Origin of the sequence: Pontibacter litorisediminis (genome assembly GCF_029360645.1) — a bacterium.
GTDB lineage: Bacteria > Bacteroidota > Bacteroidia > Cytophagales > Hymenobacteraceae > Pontibacter > Pontibacter litorisediminis.
In genome coordinates, this window is the sequence record NZ_JARDUA010000007.1 from 143,330 (window position 1) to 159,199 (window position 15,870).

General features: G+C 55.7%; 15 protein-coding genes. 9 read left to right on the forward strand and 6 right to left on the reverse strand.

From position 1 onward, the window contains the following. Positions 1–52: 52 nt before the first annotated feature. Complete coding sequence (locus PXG97_RS18020; RefSeq protein WP_338088613.1) at positions 53–427, reverse strand: cupin domain-containing protein; 375 nt, start codon at positions 425–427, stop codon at positions 53–55. 115 nt (positions 428–542) lie between these two features. On the opposite strand from PXG97_RS18020, the gene PXG97_RS18025 reads away from it, so the two are divergent. Both PXG97_RS18025 and PXG97_RS18030 read left to right on the forward strand, forming a co-directional pair. Beyond that, complete coding sequence (locus PXG97_RS18025; RefSeq protein ID WP_276499210.1) at positions 543–896, forward strand: hypothetical protein; 354 nt, start codon at positions 543–545, stop codon at positions 894–896. A 182-nt stretch (positions 897–1,078) separates the two neighbouring features. Beyond that, on the forward strand, positions 1,079–1,615 hold the full coding sequence (locus PXG97_RS18030) for a ferritin (protein WP_276499211.1): 537 nt from the start codon (positions 1,079–1,081) through the stop codon (positions 1,613–1,615). A gap of 62 nt (positions 1,616–1,677) precedes the next feature. Here the strand turns inward: PXG97_RS18030 and PXG97_RS18035 are convergent, their stop codons facing one another. The 3 genes from PXG97_RS18035 to PXG97_RS18045 form a co-directional block, all read right to left on the reverse strand. Then, positions 1,678–1,968 carry a (2Fe-2S) ferredoxin domain-containing protein gene (locus tag PXG97_RS18035; protein WP_276499212.1) on the reverse strand — a complete coding sequence of 97 codons (291 nt, stop codon included), beginning with the start codon at positions 1,966–1,968 and terminating at the stop codon, positions 1,678–1,680. A 122-nt stretch (positions 1,969–2,090) separates the two neighbouring features. Further along, positions 2,091–2,513, reverse strand: a complete 423-nt coding sequence (locus PXG97_RS18040; RefSeq protein WP_276499213.1) for an STAS/SEC14 domain-containing protein — start codon at positions 2,511–2,513, stop codon at positions 2,091–2,093. Positions 2,514–2,687: 174 nt separating this feature from the next. After that, the gene (locus PXG97_RS18045; RefSeq protein ID WP_276499214.1) at positions 2,688–3,455 is read right to left on the reverse strand and encodes a hypothetical protein; all 768 of its coding nucleotides are present in this window, start codon (positions 3,453–3,455) and stop codon (positions 2,688–2,690) included. A 148-nt stretch (positions 3,456–3,603) separates the two neighbouring features. On the opposite strand from PXG97_RS18045, the gene PXG97_RS18050 reads away from it, so the two are divergent. Continuing rightward, on the forward strand, positions 3,604–6,069 hold the full coding sequence (locus PXG97_RS18050; protein WP_276499215.1) for a S9 family peptidase: 2,466 nt from the start codon (positions 3,604–3,606) through the stop codon (positions 6,067–6,069). 278 nt (positions 6,070–6,347) lie between these two features. Then, entirely contained in the window at positions 6,348–8,417 is a 2,070-nt protein-coding gene (locus PXG97_RS18055) for a M13 family metallopeptidase (protein WP_276499216.1), read from the forward strand. A gap of 75 nt (positions 8,418–8,492) precedes the next feature. Here PXG97_RS18055 and PXG97_RS18060 read toward each other — a convergent pair whose 3' ends face one another. Then, positions 8,493–9,260, reverse strand: a complete 768-nt coding sequence (locus PXG97_RS18060) for a peptidylprolyl isomerase (RefSeq protein ID WP_276499217.1) — start codon at positions 9,258–9,260, stop codon at positions 8,493–8,495. Positions 9,261–9,650: 390 nt separating this feature from the next. Between PXG97_RS18060 and PXG97_RS18065 the strand changes: the two genes are divergently transcribed. Next, positions 9,651–10,874, forward strand: coding sequence for a S8 family serine peptidase (locus tag PXG97_RS18065; protein WP_276499218.1), 1,224 nt, complete (start codon positions 9,651–9,653; stop codon positions 10,872–10,874). Between the two features lie 57 nt (positions 10,875–10,931). Here PXG97_RS18065 and PXG97_RS18070 read toward each other — a convergent pair whose 3' ends face one another. Beyond that, entirely contained in the window at positions 10,932–11,435 is a 504-nt protein-coding gene (locus tag PXG97_RS18070) for a GNAT family N-acetyltransferase (protein WP_276499219.1), read from the reverse strand. Positions 11,436–11,567: 132 nt separating this feature from the next. Between PXG97_RS18070 and PXG97_RS18075 the strand changes: the two genes are divergently transcribed. From PXG97_RS18075 to PXG97_RS18090, 4 genes are all read left to right on the forward strand, one after another. After that, positions 11,568–12,566, forward strand: a complete 999-nt coding sequence (locus tag PXG97_RS18075; protein WP_276499220.1) for a zinc-binding dehydrogenase — start codon at positions 11,568–11,570, stop codon at positions 12,564–12,566. Positions 12,567–12,632: 66 nt separating this feature from the next. Beyond that, positions 12,633–13,553, forward strand: coding sequence for a serine hydrolase (locus tag PXG97_RS18080; protein WP_276499221.1), 921 nt, complete (start codon positions 12,633–12,635; stop codon positions 13,551–13,553). A 33-nt stretch (positions 13,554–13,586) separates the two neighbouring features. Beyond that, positions 13,587–14,606 carry an N-acetylmuramoyl-L-alanine amidase family protein gene (locus PXG97_RS18085; protein WP_276499222.1) on the forward strand — a complete coding sequence of 340 codons (1,020 nt, stop codon included), beginning with the start codon at positions 13,587–13,589 and terminating at the stop codon, positions 14,604–14,606. A gap of 32 nt (positions 14,607–14,638) precedes the next feature. Beyond that, positions 14,639–15,331 carry an N-acetylmuramoyl-L-alanine amidase gene (locus PXG97_RS18090; RefSeq protein WP_338088614.1) on the forward strand — a complete coding sequence of 231 codons (693 nt, stop codon included), beginning with the start codon at positions 14,639–14,641 and terminating at the stop codon, positions 15,329–15,331. Positions 15,332–15,870: the final 539 nt, after the last annotated feature.

Sequence of the window (15,870 nt, forward strand, 5' to 3'; positions counted from 1 at the left end):
GGGCGTTGAACCCGCCAAAGTATAAACCAGCAACCAACAACCAATAACTAAATTACAACCGCTCCAGATCCTTCCTGGTGCGCTCGCTGCCCTGCAGGTTGCCGGTGTTCACGGTGCTGGCGGGCTCAAACATCAGTACCTCCGCCTCCTGGTGGGCAACGGGCCTGTGTTCTACGCCGCGCGGCACAACCATAAACTCACCGGGCTGCAGCGTTACTACCTTATCACGCAGGTGCATCTCAAACTCACCTTTCACCACCAGGAAAAACTCGTCCTCGTGCTCGTGGTGGTGCCACTCAAAGGGGCCCAGGAACTTAGCCAGCTTTACCTGCTGCCCGTTTAGCTCGCCCACAATGCGGGGGTTCCAATGGTCGGAGAACTGCGCGAACTTCTCGGCAAGGATTACCTTATCCAGTTGATTTTCCATATTTTCTGCTTTATCTGAACTGATTCTAAATAACTCTTTGTTTTTATTTGGACTGGTTCTAAATAGTGTTTAGATTTGCAATACAATCGCAGAGTCGGAAGCTAAGTTACACCACATGATGCATACAGCCACGCAATTACCCGATATTTATACTTCTGAGGCAGGAGCCGTTTACCAGTGCGACCGCCACAACCGTTTGCTGTTGCGTTTTGCAGGGGAGCTGACGGTGCTGAAGCTAGATGCCTTTTTGCGCCTGAAGCAAGCGGTGGATAGTATAGACCTGGATGCAATGGCCAGCAGCCCGGACCGCTCCTCCGACTTTGGCATTGTAACCGTTTGTGGCTGCGACCGCTGCTTTGTGCTCACGCTGACGGAGCTGCACGACTTAAAGGAGCTTTTAGCCGGAGCCAAGTTCGTGCTGGAGCTTAACCGCATGCTGCACGAGTGCCTGGCCTCTACCTGCGTATAATTTTAGAGTGTTATAGCCTGAAACAGAGAGCACGGCCCCGGCGCCGTGCTTTTTTATTTAGACTGCTTCCGAATTTCGGGTGTTTGTTGCGCTTGCACAACAAAAGTGCTATTCTTATGGTATTAAAGAGGAGGTAACAACATCACCACGTTATCGATCACTACCAGAAAACACCCAACATTATGAAGGACTTACTTAGACTTAGAACCTCGCTTAGCGAGACGATAGAGCAGGTATTAAACGACCAGATAAAAATGGAGGCGGAAGCCTCGGCCATGTACCTGGCCATGAGCAGCTGGTGCGACCGCAACGGCTTTGACTGCAGCGCCGGCTACTTTAAAAAGCAATCAGACGAGGAGCGTGAGCACATGCTGCGCCTGTTCAAGTATGTGGCCGACATGGGCGGCCGTGCCGTATCACCAAGTGTGGCCAACACCCAGATAGAGTTTGACTCTTTCCGAAGCGTGTTTGAGCAAGCCCTGCAGCAGGAGATCGCGGTCACGCAGTCGTTTAACCGCATGGCCGACAAGTGCCAGAAGGAGAAGGACTATGTGACATTTACCTTCCTGCAGTGGTTCCTGAAGGAGCAGATCGAGGAAGAGTATGTGGCCCGCCGTGCCCTGGAGCTCTTTGAGGTAATCGGCGAGGAAGGCACCGGCCATTACGAGATAGACAAGCGCGTGCCGAAGATCAAGTATGAAGACACGTATGAAGGCTAAGCAGCCATAACACGGTAAGTATGAAAGCGCGGCCCCGGAGCATTTCCGGGGCCGCGCTGCTTTTACGGAGTGTCTTGTTCTGGGGCGGAGAGCACGTGCAGCTGAAAGGCCTCTTTCGCCTTTCGCTCATCGGTATAGGGCGTCCAGACGTTGGCAGGCTGTATGCAGGTAACAGGGGCGTAGTCGCAGCGGTCGGTGCAGTCGGTTTTCACTACCTCCACCTGCCCCTTCAGGCCCAGCTCCTTGATCATTCCCCTAAAAAATTTACCCAGGTCTTTGCCTCCTTTTTTCTTGCACTTGCTGCCAGTGCACACATAAATCACTTTATCGGGTGTATCAAAACTTTTGCTCATGGATAAGGATACGGTGTTGTTACCTGTTAAAGCTGATTTGGGGTTGATAAGTTTCGGAAGGGCAAATTTAACGTGCCAGCAGTATACAGGCACAGCCAAAAGAGGTGCTTATGCTGCAGGGCCTACGGCTGCCGTTGGCAGGCACGCAACCAGGTTTGGGCGCTCTCCAGGTTATCGAAGATTCGCATCTCAAAGAGCCCGTGCGTGCGGCTTACCATATCGGCGGCAGAGGCGGCCGCAAACGACTCCTGGTTGGCTACATGGGCGTAGTAGCGCAGTCCTGCCGCCATGGCCTGCGGCATCCACTCTTTCTCAATCCAGTCCACGGAGTCGTCCCAGCGCCCCACCAACTGCCTGTTGTCGTTCAGGCCGTAGGGAGTGCGGTGGGTCTTGATAGCTTCCAGCACAGCCAAAGACCCCTGCCTTACGTTTTCAGGGCTCACGTATCCCACCCAGTTGTTGTAGATACAGTTGTTAGCTGCATCATACGCAACGGTAAGAAAAACCTTGCCGGTGGCGGAGGTGAGTTCTACTGTTTTTGTCATTTATAAGGCATGTTTGCGCGCTAACAAAGATACGCAAAGTGTAGGGGATGTGCTATACTAGGGGTAACGGTATGCTGGTGCCCTGCTTAGCGGGCTACCCGTCTATAAAGGCCTACGGTGCCATGGGCCTGTTTTTACGGAGGCGTACCCCATGAGCCATTGGCTTGCAACCCGTTAGGGCTGTGGCTGGTTTAAGTTCATCAGCTGCACCTTGCCATCTCTGCCGGACCTGTACTCCGAGGCGATGACCATACCGTCCGAACTCATGAAACCACCTTTGCCAGGAGTGCCTGATTTTCCGCTCTCTCCCGCATTATAGAGGATGTTGATGTTGTTCACGTGAATATCCCGGTTGAAGTTGGCGATAAAGCCTTTGGTGCTGTATACCAGCATGATGTTGCCCCCATCGCCGCCGTTTCCCCCCATCGTCGCGTCAGTGCCGTTTGTGCCAAGCGTGCCTGGTACCAACTCTACAGTTTTTACCGTCTTGCCATGGGCATCCCGACTGACTTTTGTCACGTATTCGTCGGGCTTGCCCTGCCTGCCGTTCTTGCCGTTGGCGCCCTTGCCGCCTCTTCCTCCGCTGGCGTCGATGGTTAGGCTGCCAAGCTGCTCCAAGTGCAGCTGCAGACTTAGGTTTCCGCCAGCCTCCCCGTTCTGGCCAGGGTTGTTCGCGCTGCCGTTTGCTCCGTCCAGTCCTCTGGCCGATATGGTACATTTCTTTCCGATGTAGGCCACTTTGGCATGCAAAACACCCTGCTGGGTTGGTGAGAAGCGGATGGTAGCCTTCTCATGCAGCACCAGGGTATCTACCTGTAAGACGTTCTCAGGCGCTACCACATAGGTTTCCCCGGGCCCTACGTCCAGCCTGGATATGGTTTGGGCAAAAGCAGGAGCCGAGAGAAGGGATAACGCGAGGAGTGAGAGCAGTTTCTTTTTCATATACAGTGTGTGTTGGGGCAGGTTATTCAGAGTGAACTAAAATAAAATTTATATCTTAAGATTCATATTAATTAATGTTAAACCTTGGATGCAAGGCACAGTCTAAAAGCAGATACTAGTCTTAACCCTTATCAACACCTTACATTACATGAACTTTACAAAGAACAAAGCTGCCAAGCGTGTGGCCTCGCGGCTGTTGTGGGCACTGCTTTTGACCGGGGCCGCGCCTGTGGCAATGGCGCAAGGCGGGCAGGACACAAACATTGGCTACCAGCGCCCACCAGAGGCCATCGCAGCCATCATCGAGGCGCCTAACACGCCATCGGTAAGCATAAGCGCCAAGGGCGAGTGGATGCTGCTGCTCGAGAGCCCGGGCTACCCGAGCATAGAGGAGGTGTCGGCGCCGGAGAGCCGCCTGGCGGGCATGCGCATCAACCCTGCCACCAACGGGCCCAGCCGCGGCTACTACTACAATGGCCTGAAGCTGAAGAAGGTGAGCAGCGCCGACGAGGTAGCGATTAAGGGGCTGCCGCAGAACGCGCAGCTTTCCAACGTCACCTGGTCGCCGGACGAGAAGTACGTGGCTTTTACTAACACCAAGGCAAACGGCATTGAACTGTGGGTGGCCGACCTGAGTACAAAAGAGGCGAAGAAGCTGACAGAGGCCGCGGTAAACGATGCCTACAGCGGGCGGCCGTTCGAGTGGCTTTCTGACAGCAAAGGGCTGGTAGTGAAGTTTGTGGATGAGAACCGCGGGGAGATGCCGAAAGCCTCTACCGTGCCTGCCGGACCAACCGTGCAGCAGAACATCGGCAAGGCCAAGCCATCGCGCACCTACCAGGACCTGCTGAAGAACCGCAACGATGAGCAGCTGTTCGACTACTACATGCAGACGCAGCTCAAGCTGGTAGGCGTGGACGGGAAGCAGGAGCCGATAGGGCAGGCTGGCATCATCAAGAGTGTAGAGACGTCGCCAGACGGGCAGTACCTGTTGGTGGAGACTATGCAGAAGCCTTACTCATACCTGGTGCCGCATTACTACTTCCCTTACAAGGTGGAAGTATGGAACCGCAACGGGCAGGTAGTAAAAGAGCTGGCGCAGCTGCCGTTGGCAGAGGACATTCCGATTGCGTTTGATGCCGTGGCCAAAGGCCCACGTGGCTACAGCTGGCGCCCCGACAAGCCTGCTACCCTTTACTGGGCTGAGGCGCAGGACGGCGGCGATGCCAACAAAGAGGCTGCCGTGCGCGACCACGTGTACATGCTGGATGCGCCATTCAACGGAAAGCCTGCCCAACTGGCCGCGACCAAGTACCGCTACCGCGGCGTAGTGTGGGGCGATAACATGGCCATCGTGAACGAGCGCTGGTGGAAAACCCGCCAGGAGCGCAGCACCCTGGTAGACCCTGCCAAGCCATCCGCTAAAGCCACCGTGCTGATCGAGCGCTCTTACGAGGACAATTACAACGACCCAGGCTCGCCGGTGTTCACCAAGAACAAGTATGGCCGCAGCGTGCTGCTGACGGATAAGAAAAAGCAAAACATTTACATGATCTCAGAGGGAGGCTCGCCGCAGGGCAACCGTCCGTTTGTGAGCGAGTTTAACCTGAAGTCGAAGAAGGCGGACATCCTGTGGAGGTCCGAGGCTCCATACTATGAGCGCCCGGTGGATATCATCGACCTGAAGGAGAAGAAGATCATTACCAGAAGGGAGTCGGAAAATGACCCGCCAAACTACTTTGTGCGCGACATTGACGACAAGAAGCTGACGCAGGTAACCGAGTTTCCGCACCCGAACCCGCAGCTGGAGGGCGTGCAGAAGCAAATGCTGAAGTATAAGCGCGAGGACGGCGTGAACCTGACAGCCATCCTGTACTTGCCGAAGGACTACAAAAAAGGGGATGCGCCGCTGCCGATGCTGCTGTGGGCCTACCCGCGCGAGTTTAAGGATGCCTCTGCCGCCGGCCAGGTAAAAAGCTCGCCTTACGAGTTCACGCGTATCAGCTGGGGCTCCCCGCTGTTCTGGGTAACGCAGGGCTATGCTGTGCTAGACCGTACGGACATTCCGATTGTGGGAGAAGGCGATGCGCAGCCGAACGATACCTATGTGCAGCAGCTGGTGTCCAGCGCCAAGGCTGCTATAGATGAGGTAGTGAAAATGGGCGTGGCCGATCCGAAGCGCGTGGCCGTGGGCGGACACTCTTACGGAGCTTTCATGACGGGCAACCTGCTGGCGCACTCCGATTTGTTTGCCGCGGGCATCGCCCGTAGCGGGGCCTACAACCGCACGCTGACGCCGTTCGGTTTCCAGGCTGAGGAGCGCACGTATTGGGATGCCCCGGAAGTATACTTCCAGATGTCTCCGTTCTCGTTTGCCAACAAAGTAAATGAGCCGATCCTGCTCATCCACGGCGAGTCCGACAACAACTCCGGTACCTTCCCGATCCAGAGCGAGCGCTTCTACAATGCCCTGAAGGGCCATGGGGCTACGGCCCGCCTGGTGTTCCTGCCGGCTGAGAGCCACGGCTACCGCGCCAAGGAGTCGGTGCTGCACATGCTGTGGGAAATGGACCAGTGGCTGGACAAATACGTGAAGAACCGCCAGGTGCAGTAACAGGCAGCTGGTTTATACTTTAAAAAACGCCCCGGTTATACTTTGTAACCGGGGCGTTTTTTATGAGCTGTACCCAGCGAGGCTGCCCTGCGCATGGAGCTGGGCCGTGGCCAAGTATAAATGTGTGGAGACCTGTTTCCCTTAACGGAAGTATACAATCTGCCATGTTTTCCGTATGTGTACCGGCTACTAATCCGCGCCTTTGTGTATATTTTGCCCAAATTTGAATCGACATAACGTGTAAACAACCCAATCCTTTTAATCAAAACAAACCAAACATGAACAGAAAGTACTTTTTACCCCTATCGGTGATGTTAGCCGGCGTATTGGCGACAGGCTGCAGCTCCTCCGGCTCAGAAGGCGGTGCGGCAGGCACTGCAGAGGCGGTGCGGGGCCAGGGCCTCGACCTGGCCAACCTGGACACCACCGTTAGCCCTTGCGAGGATTTTTACCAGTATGCCAACGGCGGCTGGCTGAAGAACAACCCGATTCCCGCATCCGAGAGCCGCTGGGGCTCCTTTAACGAGCTGGCCGAGAAGAACAACGCCGTGCTGCGCGAGCTGCTAACCGAGGCGGCCTCCAACTCCACCGCCGCCAAGGGCACTGCAGCCCAGCTGGTAGGCGATTTCTATGCCGTTGGTGTGGATTCGGTGGCGGCCAATAATGCCGGCATCAAACCCATAAAGCCGGAGCTGGAGAAGATAGAAGCGGCCAAGAGCACCGACGACCTGATCAAGACCGTGGCTGACCTCAAAACGAAGGGCATCAGCGGGTACTTCAGCATGTATGTGGCGCAGGATGACAAGGTCAGCACGCAGTATGCCCTGCAGGCAGGGCAGGGAGGGCTCAGCCTGCCAGACCGCGATTACTACCTGAAGGACGACGAGCGCTCCAAAACCATCCGCACGGAATATGTGAAGCACCTGCAGAACATGTTCCAGCTAATGGGGGATGATGCCGCCACGGCCCAGAAGAAGGCGCAGACGGTGATGAGTATTGAGACGAGGCTGGCCAAGGCCTCCAAGCCACGCGTGGAGCTGCGTGACCCCTATGCCAACTATAACAAGATGACCATCCAGGAGTTCTCCAACCAGAACCCGAACCTGAAGGTGAGCCAACTGCTGAGCAGCATGGGCGCCACGGCCGCCAAAGAAATCATTGTGGGGCAGCCGGCCTTTTTCAAGGAGCTGAACGCCATACTCAAGAGCGTGCCCCTGCAGGACTGGAAAACCTATACCCAATGGCACCTGGCCCGCACCATGGCGCCGTACCTGAGCCAGGACATCGTGCAGGAGAACTTCAACTTCTTTGGCAAAGTGCTGAGCGGCGCCAAAGAGATGCAGCCACGCTGGAAGCGCGTACTTTATGCCACGGACAATGCCCTTGGTGAGGCCCTGGGCCAACTGTATGTGCAGAAGACCTTCTCGCCGGAGGCCAAGCAGAAGGCGCTGGAGATGGTGAACAACCTGCAGGAGGCGTTTAAAGAGCACGTGCGCGACCTGGACTGGATGGGGGAGGAGACCAAGCAGCGGGCACTGCAGAAGCTGGAGGCTTTCGCCGTGAAGATCGGCTATCCCGATAAGTGGGAGGATTATGCAGGGCTGGAGATAAACCGGGAGTCGTATGCGGCGAATGTGATGCGCGCCAGCGAGTTTGCCTTTAAAGACAACATTGGCAAGATTGGCCAGCCCATAGACCGAGAGGAATGGTTTATGTCGCCGCCAACGGTAAACGCCTACTATAACCCGAGCATGAACGAAATCGTGTTCCCGGCTGGTATCCTGCAGCCGCCGTTCTTCGACCCGAACGCGGACGACGCGGTGAACTATGGCGGTATGGGCGCGGTGATCGGCCACGAGCTGACCCACGGCTTCGACGACCAGGGAGCCAAGTATGACTTTGAAGGAAACCTGAAAGACTGGTGGACGAAGGAAGATCTGGAGAAGTTTAACTCAAGGGCCGGAGCCGTGGCGGACCAGTATAACCAGTACTCGGTGCTGGATAACCTGCACGTGAATGGCAAACTGACGCTGGGTGAGAACATTGCTGACATCGGAGGCCTGAACATCGCCTTCACCGCGCTGCAGAAAGCGCTTGCCGAGAAGAACCCTGGCAAGATAGACGGCTTTACCCCGGAGCAGCGTTTCTTCCTGGCCTGGGCGCAGATCTGGCGCATCAACATGCGCGATGAGGCGCAGAACCAGCAAATCCTGACCGACCCGCACTCGCCGGGGCGCTTCCGTACCAACGGACCGGTTGCCAACATGCCGCAGTTCTACAAGGCCTTTGGCTGTGAGCAGAACGACGCCATGGTGCGTAGCGAGGAGGAGCGCATCAAGATTTGGTAACACTTACCTTATATAGTATAAACGAGAAAGGCGCTGCAGTACTGCAGCGCCTTTCTCGTTTATCAGGGGTGCTCCTTATTCATTCACAATCTTAACCGTGTGCTTCACTACCTGGCGTGGCCAGTCGGAGGCGTCCACAGGCTCCTGTTCTATCTTTTCCACCACATCCATCCCTTCCACCACTTCGCCAAAAACAGTGTATTCGGTATCCAGCCCGGGCTCGCCGCCAATAGATAAATAAGTCTGTTCCTGCTCCGGGGTGTAGTCAATCCCGTGCTTTTGTTCAAAGGCCAGCAACTCCTCTTTGCTTACCGGTCCGCCGGTCACGATATAGAAGTTGTGCGAGGAGGACTCCTTCTCGGGGTTGCGCTCGTCGCCGTAGCGGGCCATGGCCAGCGCCCCGCGCTTGTGGATGTGCTTGGGGTTGAACTCCTGCGGAATTTTGTAGGCTCCCTGGCTCATCTTACGCTCATCAGAGTCCCCACCTTGCACGGCGAACCCCTTTACCACGCGGTAGAACTCGCCCTGGTCGTAAAAGCCAGCCTTGGCGAGGCGTACATAGTTGGCGCGGTGCAGCGGCGTGTCCTTGTACAGGCGTACCTTAATGTCTCCGTGGCGCGTGCTGATCACGGCCAGGCTGTCCTGGTTGTTTTGCCCAAACCCCTGTAGCTTGGCAACGGCATTCTCAGTGGTGAGCGGCTCCAGCGTTTGCTCCTCCTCAGCCACAGTTTCAGTGCCTTCAGTGTTGGCTTCATCGGAGGTCTTGTTGCAGCCAAGCAATGGCAGCAGGCAGAAGGCCAGTAGCAGTGGCCGGCCAAGGTAAGATAAGAACGGCTTTCTCATAGTGCTTGTGCTTTTCTTGTTTACTTAAAGATAGTCTTTTTTAACTATTACGGTTGCGTGGTGCCGCAACTTTAAGCTTCTCTCTTTTCTTTTTATTTGAAGTTTTCTAAGAAGTTGAGTTTGATGTTATCCCGTTTAAATTCAACATCGTACAGACGTGGTTGCCCCTTGTTGTAACAGCAGATGCAGGGGTATGGCTGCAGGCTTTTGATGGTAGCCAAAGGGTGCAAAAAAACAAAAATAAAAATCTGCGCTACAGCAGCTGCAGGGCAGATTATATATAGTGTGGATAAATATTTTAATAAAACAATTTGCCTATAACATCCAATATCAATAGATTAGAATCATTGTTCTATAAATATTTATTATCTCACCTTTAATTTTTCTCACATGAAAAACAAAGTACATTTTAAAAGTGTCATGCGCTCCCTTATGTTAGGAGCAGCAGCAGTAACCTTCTCTTGTACCTTCACAGCCTGCGACAACGAGTCAGTTGATGCGGCGGATCCTGCCGCCGAGCTTCAGGCCACAAGTGAGAATGGTGCAATTATTCCTAATCAGTACATTGTTGTATATAAGGATGGAGCGAACCTTCGCCTAAGTGAGGCCACCACTTATGCGCAGCGCGTGGAAATGGTGCGCGACTTCAGCAAGAACATCCTGGCCGAGAACGGCATCAGCAACTTTAAAGTAGAGCAGGCCTATGGCCAGGCCATCAAGGGGGCTGCCCTGCAATTAACCGCTGACCAGGCGGAGACGCTGCGCCGTGACCCGCGTGTAGACTACGTAGAGCCGGACAGAGTGGTGATGCTGGCTAAGCCAGGCACCGGCGGTGGCGGCGGCTCAGCCGGTCAGACAGTGCCTTACGGCATTACGCGCGTGGGTTCTGCCAGCGGTGCCGGAAAAACTGCCTGGGTAATCGACTCTGGCATCGACCTGGACCACCCAGACCTGAACGTAGACGTGGCTAGAAGTATAACTGTATTTACCTCTGGTAGGGATGCCGGCTCAGCGGACGATGGCAATGGCCACGGCACGCATGTGGCAGGTACTATTGGGGCTAAGAACAACTCAGAAGGAGTGCTGGGCGTGGCCTACGACGCTACCGTTGTAGCCGTAAAAGTGCTTGACTCCCGTGGCAGCGGCTCTTACTCTGGCGTAATCGCTGGCGTGGACTACGTGGCTGCTAACGGTAAGGCTGGCGATGCGGCTAACATGAGCCTTGGCGGCCCGGTTTCACAAGCCCTGGATGACGCCGTGGTGGCTGCTGCCTCCAAAGGCATAAAGTTTGCGCTGGCTGCCGGCAACGAAAGCACCCACGCCAACAACTCTTCCCCGGCCCGTGCTAACCACGCCAACATCTACACGGTGTCTGCCATGGACAGCAACGACCGCTTTGCCTCGTTCTCTAACTATGGCAACCCACCGGTGGATTACTGCGCCCCGGGTGTCAGCATCCAGTCTACCTGGAAAGGTGGCGGTTATAACACCATCAGCGGTACGTCTATGGCATCTCCGCACGTGGCTGGCCTGCTGTTGCTGGGCAACATCGCGACAGACGGTTATGTGCAAAACGACCCAGACGGGAATGCGGACCCGATTGCGCACCGCTAACAAGTATAAGTTTAAAGTGAGCTACAAAAAGGGCGGCCTCAGGCCGCCCTTTTTTATTTATAGTTCTTTGCGCATGATGTAGTCGTTCATCCAATACGGGCCGATCGGGATATCCTCCTGCCGGTGCACCTGGTAGCCGCAGCGCTCATAAAAGCTTTTGGCCGGGTTGTAGCGGTTCACGTTCAGGTCCAGCAGGGCCGCGCCGCGCTGCCTTACCTCTTGCTCCACCGCCTGCAGCAGCACCTTGCCGTAGCCTTTGCCTTGCGTTTGCGGCAGCAGGTAGATCTTGTTCAGCTTGTATACTTTGCCGGCCGCGTCCTTCACAGAGAAAGAGGCAAAGCCCAGCGGCAACTCCCCCTCCTGCAGCAGCAGGAACGTCTGTCCATCTTGCATCTGCTGCTCCAGTGCCTGCCTGCTATAAATCACCTCAAACATATACTCAATCTGCTCCCTGGGTAGGATGCTGCGGTACGTTGGCTCCCAGGTAGCCTCTGCCAATTGCATCAACGTGGGAATGTCGGCCGGTGCGGCCTGGCGGATGTGGTAGCTTGTGTTGTTCATTCTGTTTTATACTTGCGTGGGGTGCAAGATAGGCGCTGCCCGCATAAATGCCAACGGAGCCATACTTTCATCTCGCTCCGCAAACCTTATCTTTGTCAGGGTAAGTGCGTATCAACACTAAAAGCAGAAAGCATGAAAGCAGTATACTTAGAGGACATCAACAAGCCCTTTACCCTGATAGATACAGAGAAGCCGACTGCCGGGCCGGGGGAGGTGGTGGTGCAGGTAAAAGCCGCCGCCCTGAACCGACGTGATGTATGGATCCAGAAGGGACGCTACTTCATTAAAAAATACCCGGCCATACTTGGCTCTGACTGTGCCGGCGTGGTGACAGAACTGGGCGCGGGGGTCGATAAGATCTGGCAGGGCCAGGAGGTGCTGGTGGACCCTTCTACTGATTGGGGGGATAACCCGCGGGCCCACTCCGAGGGGTTTAAGATACTGGGCATGCCGGAGAGCGGGGCATTTGCCGAGTACGTGAAAGTGCCGGCCACCAACCTTTACCAGAAGCCTCTGCACCTAAGCTTTGAGGAGGCTGCCGCCCTGCCCTTGGCTGGCGTTACGGCTTACCGTGCGCTGTTTACCAAATGCCAGTTGCAGCCCGGCGAGCGGGTACTGGTAACGGGTGCAGGCGGCGGCGTGGCTTTGTTTGCCATACAATTCGCTATTGCCGCCGGGGCAGAGGTTTGGGTAACCTCCGGCTCGGAGGAGAAGCTGGGCCTAGCGCAGGACCTGGGGGCTGCCGGCGGTGTAAACTATAAGCGGGAAAACTGGGGCAAAGAACTTAAGGCACAGACCGGAGGCTTTGAGGTGATCATCGACAGCGCGGCCGGGGAGGGATTTGTGCAGTTGGTGAAGCTGGCCAAGCCAGGCGGGCGCATTGGCATGTACGGCGGTACCACAGGCCTCATCGGGCAGCTCAACCCAGCTGAGCTGTTCTGGAAGCAGCTCTCTATTTTCGGCAGCACCATGGGTACGGCCGAGGACTTTGGCGCGATGATGAAGTTTGTGGAGGAGAAGGAAGTCAGGCCGGTGGTGGACATTGTGTACCCGCTGGAGAAAGTGGAGGAGGCCATGCGCTACATGGAGGAAAGCAAGCAGTTTGGCAAGATCGTGCTGAAGGTGCAGTAAGTAGGGCGATCCGCGGACCATAAAGTCCTTCTTTTCAGGAGGACTTTCTTTTTGCTATATTGACGTATGAAGAAGCTTTCCCTCATCAGCCTGGTGCTGGCCCTGCTAAGTATACCTTTAAACACGATGGCACAAACCTCCGCCCAGCAAGTACTGCGGCAACAAACCGAGAAGCAACTAAGCGAGATCATCAGCCGCTCGCCGGCTGTAACCGGACTTGTGGCTGTGGACCTTACGACCGGCGACACGTTCTCTTTCAATGCCGATGTAGTGTTTCCGCAGGCTAGCGCCATCAAAATCCCTATCCTGATGAACGTGTACAAGCAGGCGCAGGAGGGCAAGTTCTCCCTGTCGGACACCCGGAAGGTAACCGCCAAGGAGGTAGTGGCCGGAACCGGTGTGCTCCAAAACCTGAAAACGATTCCGCCGATGAGCATTTATGATTTGGGGGTGCTGATGATCACGCTGAGCGATAACACGGCCACCAACGCACTCATCGACCTGGTGGGTATGAAAGAGATAAACACCATGCTGCAGGCGCTGGGGGCGAAGCACACGCAGGTGCAGCGCAAGATGATCAATGCGGCGGCCTCGGGCAGGGGCGAGGAGAACCTGTCTACCCCGGCCGATGCCGCCAGACTGCTGCAGTTGCTGTACAAGGGCGAGTTCCTTAGCAAAGCCACATCAGAGGAAATCATCTCTATCCTGAAAAAGACAGACCGCCAAACCAGCCGGCTTGCTCCCGGGCTGCCGGAGGAGGTGCCGCTTGCGTTTAAACCGGGCGTGCTGAACGGCGTATCAACGGAGTGGGCACTGGTGCTGCTGCCAGAGCGGCCTTACGCCGTGGCGGTGATGGAGAGCTACAAGGTGAAAGACCAGGCCGAGGATACCGTGGAGGCGCTGTCGGAGGTGCTGTACGGGTACTTCTGGCGCATGGGCAATGCCACCCGCTACGGCACCTACGTCGACCCGAAGCTCATCAAATAGCCACTCCCTAAGTATAAGTTGCCCTCCATGACCATGAAAAATAACCTCTGCTCCTTACTACTGGTTATCCTGCTTCAACTGGTGCATCAGCCCCTACTGGCCCAGGAGAAGGCCGGCCCGCTGGCCGGGAAGGTGATCTGCCTGGATGCCGGGCACGGGGGCACCGCCGAGACGGACAGTTACCGTGCCGGGCCTGCCGGGGAGCGGGAGGAGTGGATTAACCTGCGGGTGGCGTTGCTGCTGCAGAAAATGCTGGAGGAGAAAGGGGCAAAAGTGTTGATGACGCGCACGGCCGACGACAACGTTCCGTTGGCAGACCGCGCGCAGCTGGCGCTTCAAAATGAGGCAGACGTTTTCCTGTCGGTGCACCACAACGCAACGGCCGACCCTGAAGTGAATTTCCCCATCATCTACTTTCATGGCAACGCATCTGAAAATAAGGCCAGTGTAGCTTTGGGCAAAAAGATAGCCCAAGCACTTGCAGCATCCCTTTACAAAGGCAGCACACCCGTAAGCCTGGCGTCGGACCACACGATCTTTGCCGGGGCAGGTACCAAAGTGCTGCGGGACACCTACGGTATACCTGGGGCGATTGCAGAGGCCTCCTTCTTCACGAACGCAGCGGAGGAGAGGCGGCTGAAGAAGCGGAAGTACAACCGGCGGGAAGCCCAGGCCTATGTCGCTGCGCTGGAGGCCTTCTTCAGCGAGTCTGTTCCGGCTGTACTACCTAAAAATTCCCTGGTTAACCTGCCTCCCTTTAGGGCTTTCCAGGAGGCCGAGCGCATGAGCGAAACAGCACGGCTTTGGCGCCAGGACTATGTAAAGGGACTTGCGCTGCTGGAGCGGAATGACACCGCCTCCTGGCAGCAGGCTTATGAACTTTTCACGCGCTCGGCCCGCTCATTCCCTGACTCCTATGTGGTGGCAGAGTGCCATAAGAACAGGGCTTTGCTGTTAAAGAAGTTTGGCCGGAAGGAAGAGGCGGAGCAGGAGGCCCGGCGGGCGAAGGAGCATTACGTGGAGGTAAGCGATTATCGGCTTGAGCCAAAATAGTATACAGAGAAGAAAGTAAATCAAATCCTTACATGAAAATGATTCATAGCGCCTCGTTGTGGAGGAGAGCGGCCGTGCAAGCCAGCGCCACAGGCTTGCTGCTGTTAAGCGCCTGCGCTAGGCCGGCGTTCCAGATAGTCGAGAAGCCCATTGTTTTTGATGCCGAACGCAAGCAGCTCTCGCTCGAGTACATGCAGGCTCGGTACAACATGCAGCAAGATGCCCCCTACATAGAGCCCAAGATAATCGTGTTGCACTGGACGGCCATACCTACACTAGAGCGGTCTTTCGCCGCCATGAATCCTACACTGCTGCCTGGCGCCCGTACCGAGATCGGGGCAGCAAGCAACCTGAATGTCTCCGCCCAGTTTCTGGTGGACAGGGACGGCACCGTTTACCGCCAGCTACCCGACACCGCCTTTGCCCGCCACGTTATCGGCCTGAACCACTGTGCCATTGGTGTAGAGAACGTAGGAGGCGGCCAGGAGGGCCTGACCAAAGCACAGCTGCAAGCAAATGAGGACCTGGTGCGGTACCTGAAGGGCAAGTATGACATTGAGTATTTGATCGGGCACTATGAGTACCAGGACTTTGAAGGTCATCCCCTGTGGAGGGAGGTAGACACCGGTTACAGAACCCAAAAAGTGGACCCGGGCGAGGAGTTTATGAAGAAGATTCGGGATAGGGTTAAAGATCTAGGGCTGAAGGGCTCGCCAAAGTCGTAGGATCTTGGTTATGGAAAGTTCATTTGGCTTTTTGTAGTACCGTTCTTACTACCCTAGAGAGCTACGTTCGCTAGCTCAAAACTCGCGTTTTGACTAGTCCAGAGGAGGGGAATAGTCCGGCAGATGATCCTCGTACCCTAAAAACAGGGGAGGTAGTTCAGCTCCAGCTCCGTCAGCTGTGGCTATTGGAATGATACCCAGTCTTTGGGTTGAGCGCCTTCTAGATTTCCGGTGCCGAGCCGGAGGCGAGGCAGCCCGAGGCACGAGAGCAAGAAAAGCTCCCAGCGCGATGCCCTTATCGAGGGCCCCTACCCCCAAGACGAGGCCTCCCGGCCTGGAGGGAGCCAAGGCCAGAAATGAAACGAGCCGCTTGTAAGTCCGTGGGTGAACGGTAGCTAGTAAGGATAGCTTGGCTCTGATTGCAGGAAGCAGGGGCTAAGAAAGTATAAATGAAGCAAGCATGGCTTTTCAAGCCATTCGGATTACAAATCCGAGGATATAAAAAGGAACGAGTTGCAAACACACGCCAGCAGGAGGAA